Below are 6,096 nucleotides of genomic sequence, written 5' to 3' on the forward strand. Positions count from 1 at the left end.
GTTGCCCAAAAATCAGAGAAACCTAATGTACTTTTTATCATCTCAGATGATCTGACAACGACAGCTTTGGGCACTTATGGAAATGAAAAAGCTCAAACTCCAGTAATCGATAAGCTCGCTTCTGAAAGTACGGTATTTACTAGGGCATATACGCAGTATCCAGTTTGCGGACCATCCCGTGCTTCATTTATGTTTGGCTATTATCCCAATGCCACCCAAACTTATGGTTATGTCAGTGGCAGAGAGAATGTGGGTGATGGCAGACCATCTATGGCAGAGCTTTTTAAACAAAATGGCTACTACACAGCAAGAGTCAGTAAGATCTATCATATGGGAGTGCCGGGAGACATAGAAAAAGGTTCAGATGGTCAGGATGATCCAGCCTCTTGGACCGAGAAATTCAACTCACCAGGACCAGAATGGAAAGCAGCGGGAGAAGCTGAATTAGTGCAAAACAACCCGGACGGAAATATAGAACGAAAAGGAGGAAATGTGATGACTATTGTCAAAGCAAGTGGAGATGACTTGGTCCATTCAGATGGGAAAACTGCAGAAAAAGCCTCAGAACTCATCCGGAAACATAAAGATGAACCCTTTTTTTTGGCAGTTGGATTTGTTAGACCTCATGTTCCTTTTGTGGCTCCTGCAAGTTTTTTCTCTCCATTTCCATATGAAGGAATAAAACTACCTGAACAGGTAGAAAATGACTGGAATGATATTCCGGAACGGGGAATCAATTACGTGACGAGTGTCAATTCAGAAATGAATGATGTGCAAAAACAGAAAGCAATAGCTGCTTATTACGCTGCTGTTTCTTACATGGATGCGCAGGTGGGAAAGGTTCTAAAAACCTTGGAAGAAGAAGGATTAGCCGACAACACGATAATTATATTTACCTCCGATCATGGATTTCATTTGGATGAACATGAATTCTGGATGAAGGTCAGTTTGCATGAAGAATCAGTACAAATACCAATGATGATCAAGGTACCGGGAATGAAGCCAGCATTCAGCAATTCATTTACTGAACTTCTGGATATTTATCCCACGCTTTCCGAACTGGCGGGACTTGAGTACCCAAAAGAAATCCAAGGCAAAAGCTTGGTTCCCATTCTGAAAAATCCAAAAGAAACGGTTCGAGATTATGCATTTTCAGTTTCCCAAGGAGGTAAATCATTTTTGATCCGAAACGAGGATTATGCCTTTATTCAATACGATGAGGATGCCGGTTCGGGAATGGAATTGTATGATATGAAAAAGGATCCAAAGCAATTTAAAAACCTTGCTTCTGAATCTAGTTATCAGAATGTTATCAAGGAAATGCAAAATCACCTGGCAAAAAAATTAGCCGAGATAAGAACCAATGATTTGGCTATCCAATATCATTGATCCTTATCCAGCTAACAGAAGCTTTACTTTTTACTTCTAGATCTAATAATCCTAATTAAAACTTAAGTCCAAATGTCATATAGAATGTTCTGCCATCTGCTGGCATTATTCCAGGGCCAGGATAACCTCCAGCTCTGCGGGTAAAGTAAGCTGTGTCAGAAAGATTGTTGACTCCGGACTTGAGACTATATTTCTTTTTGAAGGTGTAAGAAGCAGAAAGATCCTGAACATTATATGCTGGAATCAATCCTGAAGTTGCTGCAGCATTAGGTTCCACCGAGTTGGTCGCGTCAGAAAATGCTTCTCCAATATCACTCAACTGCCATGTCATGGAAAAATCCTTGAATCGGTAAGTTACTCCATATCGGTTGATTTTACGTGGGGCATTTTCCACCCTATTTCCAGCTAGATTATTTACAACAATTTCACCGTTGCTTAAGCTAGTTCGCTCAAAATCCTGGTACTCAGCATTCACATAAGCTAGCGATGCAAAAAGATGAATATATCCGAAAGTGGAATTTCCTACAAAAGCCGTGATCGGATCGAATTCAACAAACGCTTCCACTCCTTGGCTCACAGAAGTACCAAGGTTAGTTCGGTATTGGAATCTTGTGCCATCAGCTGCAGTTTGAGTAATTGTTCCGATTCGATCCGAATAATTCAAATAGAAAAAGCTAGCATCAAAATTTAAGAAAGAACCAACATTTCCTCTGTAACCGAAGTCAAAATTATAACCACTTGCATCCTGCAAATTAGGATCTATTACATCAGTTGTAGCCGGTGGGGTCAAGTCAGAAATTAGGACTGGACGATAAGCTTGGGAGAAATTCGAATACAATTCAGTGGTTTTGGTTAAATGATATTCTCCTCCTAGTCCAAGCAATGCAAAAGTCCTAGTTCTGGTCTCAGGGGTCAAAATTTGAGGAACTCCATTTACAGTATTAAGAATCCCATTCATTTGAGAAGAAATATGCTCTAGGCGAACTCCAGCGGTCAATAAAAACTTATCTGTGACATTAAACATATTCTCAACAAAAGCAGCATGATTTAAATTATCAAAATCCAGATCCCGAGGATAGCTTGATTCGACCAAATCAAAATTCATATCTGTACCTGAATCTCCTACTCCTCGCTGATTTCTGTCGATATTTCCTTTGTAAAATCGATAGCCACTGACCAGGTTATGTTCTTTTCCAAAAAGTGAATAAGAAGTACTCAGCCTTAGTTCGGTGCCAAAAGTATGGTATAGATCTCGGTCTACCTGTCTATTTCCCATATCATCCACTTCCGTGATTGGCTTCATAAAACCCACACTATTTCGTTGTGCGATTGACCCAAATGCCTTCAAATTCAACTTAGTTTTTGGACTAACGATATAATCAGCGTTAACTGAAGGGAGGAACCAAGGTGTGCTGAACCAGTTTCTCGCGCGGGTACTTTGACTTGGATCTTCGGCAAACTGTGTGTCTGTTAATCCACCCGGCTGCTGCGTCTCCGTGTACATATAAGTCATTTCCGTACCGATTTTAAAGCGATTGTTTACGGCATAGTTGACTTCAAAATGTGCATGGTCTGTATTGAAGAAACCATTCTCTCGCCAGCCATTTCCTCTTCTTTTTTGGTAATAAGCGGTATAATCCCATTTTCCTTCCGTACCTCCGATATAATTGAACGTACTGAAAAGTCCATTACTTCCTATAGTATTGATAGTTTGAGCTGTGAATCTTGTAGATGGATCAGGCTTTCTCAAGACAAAATTCAATAAACCACCAAACTGGGGGCCGTATTGAAGAGAGGATGCTCCTCTGATGATTTCAATATTTTCCACTACTTCCATTGGAGGAGTAAAGTAAGCCTCAGGATAACCCATTGGGTCAGGAGTGATATCATATCCGTTCATTCTCACATTAAATTCCCAAGAACGATTCGGGCTCAATCCTCTGGATGCTACCCCAAGTTGAATCCCAGAGCCATCATTTTCCCAAATAGAAATGCCTGGAGTTCTCCCAAAAATCTGACGGCTGTTATTCATTGCTAAGTTGGCATCAATCTCAGCCAGTCGGATGACTTCATTTTTTCTCCCGGCATTGATCCGGAAATCTTCTACCTCAGGAAGACGACCTTGCCCATTCATGCCACGACTTGCCATCAACTCAAAAGATTCCATCCAGATTTCATCCTCCTTCAAAGAAAAATCTATGTTTTTGACTTCATCCTTCTCAATCTCGAAAGGAATAATCTGATCTTCAAAACCGATGAAACTAACTTTCAAATCATATTTTCCCTCAGGGATATCTTTAAGAAGATAATTTCCATTTTGATCTGATTGAACACCTCGAACGGTTCCAATCAAATATACTGATACTCCTTCGATGGGATTTTGAGCCACGTCGAGGATTCTTCCTCTCACCGAATTTTGCTGTGAAAAAGCAAAAGAAATTGAGATCAGGAATAAGAAAATGGTGGTATAAAAGACCCTCATATTTATTTGTTTTTATTTAGACTTGATATAAATAGAAGTGCAAATCTATTATCTAGAATAATTCTAAACAAGATCTATTTAGAAAAAATCTAATTAAATTTTAACTAGTCAATCAGAAGGTTATTGGTGGGTTTTGAATGAGAAATCTTAACTTTTGATCCCAATCAGAAGAAAATGAAAAATACCATACTTTTAATTTGTGCCTTAATACTAACAAGTCTAAGCTTTGCACAAAAGCCAAAACCTAAACCCAACGTCCTTTTCCTTTTTGCAGATGATCAGCGGGCAGATGCCTTAGGTATCACGGGGAACACTTATATCCAAACCCCGGCAATAGACCAATTGGCGAGGGAAGGAAGTCGCTTCTCCAATGCCTATGTCATGGGCGGCGTGCATGGAGCTATCTGTATGTCCAGCCGTGCTATGCTTTTCAGTGGAAAAAATCTTTATAAAGTAACCGATAAACTCAGCGGACAACATACCATGACCATGAGTTTTGCGGCTGCAGGGTACAGAACTTTTGGTACTGGTAAGTGGCACAATGAAAAGGAGATGTTTGAAGCAAGTTTTCAGGAAGCAAAAAATGTATACTTGGGTGGAATGGCCAATCATTATGATCTCCCTTTGCGGGATTTTGGAGCTGATGGAAAATTAGGTAAACCAACCATGAAAGGATATTCCACGGAGCAATTTGCCCAAGCGGCAGTTGACTTTATCAAGGATCATGGCAATAGAAATACTGACCAGCCATTTTTTTGCTATGTCGCTTTCACAGCACCCCATGACCCCTATTCACCGGAAGCTGATTATATCAATCATTACCCTGACGGGACTTTACCACTTCCCGGGAATTACATGCCTTTTCATCCTTTTGAGTTTGATCAATTGACAGTAAGAGATGAAAATCTTACTGGTTGGCCAAGAAAGCCTGAAGTCATTCAAATGATTTTATCGGATTACTATGCTTTGGTGACTCATTTGGATACACAAATTTCTAGGATTTTAGATGCCTTAAAAGAAACAGGCCAATATGATAATACCATCATTGTTTATGCTGCAGATAATGGATTGGCTGCAGGAAGCCATGGGCTTTTGGGCAAGCAAAGCCTGTATGAGCATAGTTCAAAAGTACCTCTGATTATCAAAGGTCCCCGAGTGCCGAAAAACCAGGAATTGGATGCTTTTGCCTACATCCACGATTTATATCCTACATTGGCAGATTTGGCGGGAATACCTGAGCCGGAGGATGTAGATGGAATAAGCTTGGTTCCTGTGATTCAAGGGGAAAAAGATGGTGTTCGAGATGCTTTATTTACTTCTTATAAACATACTGTCAGAGCTGTAAGAAACAAAAAGTACAAGTTGATCCGATATCCCGAAAGAGATTATACGCAGTTATTTGATCTGGAAAAAGATCCTTTGGAAATAAATAATCTTGCTGAGCTACCAGAATATCAAGTCAAGAAAGAGGAGATGTTCCTATTAATGCAAAATTGGCAACTAACATTCCAAGACCAAATAAAGCTAACGGCTGATGTGATCAAACCTATGGGCTATGATCCCGATACTTTGGTAAGAAAGCCAGATCAATGGCAGCCTGAATATACCTTGAAACGGTATTTTGAAAATGATGACAAACAAAAGTAGTGTCTTTATTATTCGTTCGATTTTGAAGAGAGTTGATGTCCATTAATGAACATTTAACTTTTAAAAAATACCTTATATTTTATTGAGAAGGCATTTTTACTAGCTGGAACATATTTTGCATTTTCCCATCTAAACACAATCAACATATGCTTAGCTTCTTACTTTGGTGCATTCTATTTGTACTTTGCTGGCCCCTGGCCATCATCGCATTGGTTCTTTATCCTATCGTTTGGTTGCTGCTTTTACCTTTTAGATTATTAGGCTTTGCGGTTGATCTTTCATTCGATTTAATCCGAAACATTTTCATGCTTCCATTCACTTTGGCTGGAAGAAGATAAATCTAGCTGGATTAATTTTCAGAATGATATTCCCGAACCAATTTCATGATTTTATGAAACACTTCAGTGTTTTCATACACTCCTCTGAACTCGTCTGAATGGGCACCATAAGCGAATATGGGAACCAAAATCCCGGTATGGTCATCAGAATGATAAGCCAGTTCCAAAGTAGAAGAGGCAATATCTCCCTGGGGAATAGAAACCCCTCCGGTTTCATGATCTGCTGTAATTACCACCAAA

At 39.6% G+C, this 6,096-nt stretch carries 5 protein-coding genes; 3 read left to right on the forward strand and 2 right to left on the reverse strand.

All coding sequences use genetic code 11. From position 1 onward, the window contains the following. Positions 1-1,389, forward strand: a 1,389-nt coding sequence (locus Q0L68_RS14830) for a sulfatase (RefSeq protein ID WP_296704740.1), incomplete at its 5' end; no start/stop codon positions are given. A 55-nt stretch (positions 1,390-1,444) separates the two neighbouring features. Here the strand turns inward: Q0L68_RS14830 and Q0L68_RS14835 are convergent. After that, on the reverse strand, positions 1,445-3,871 hold the full coding sequence (locus Q0L68_RS14835) for a TonB-dependent receptor (protein ID WP_296704742.1): 2,427 nt from the start codon (positions 3,869-3,871) through the stop codon (positions 1,445-1,447). A 174-nt stretch (positions 3,872-4,045) separates the two neighbouring features. Here Q0L68_RS14835 and Q0L68_RS14840 point away from each other — a divergent pair, with 174 nt between their 5' ends. After that, a complete protein-coding gene (locus tag Q0L68_RS14840) occupies positions 4,046-5,518 on the forward strand; it encodes a sulfatase-like hydrolase/transferase (RefSeq protein ID WP_296704745.1) in 1,473 nt (490 codons plus the stop codon). Between the two features lie 146 nt (positions 5,519-5,664). Then, on the forward strand, positions 5,665-5,856 hold the full coding sequence (locus Q0L68_RS14845; RefSeq protein ID WP_205637935.1) for a hypothetical protein: 192 nt from the start codon (positions 5,665-5,667) through the stop codon (positions 5,854-5,856). 11 nt (positions 5,857-5,867) lie between these two features. Here the strand turns inward: Q0L68_RS14845 and Q0L68_RS14850 are convergent. Next, positions 5,868-6,096, reverse strand: a 229-nt coding sequence (locus tag Q0L68_RS14850) for an alkaline phosphatase (RefSeq protein WP_296704753.1), incomplete at its 5' end; no start/stop codon positions are given.

This window comes from Algoriphagus sp., from assembly GCF_024642405.1.
Classification (GTDB): domain Bacteria; phylum Bacteroidota; class Bacteroidia; order Cytophagales; family Cyclobacteriaceae; genus Algoriphagus.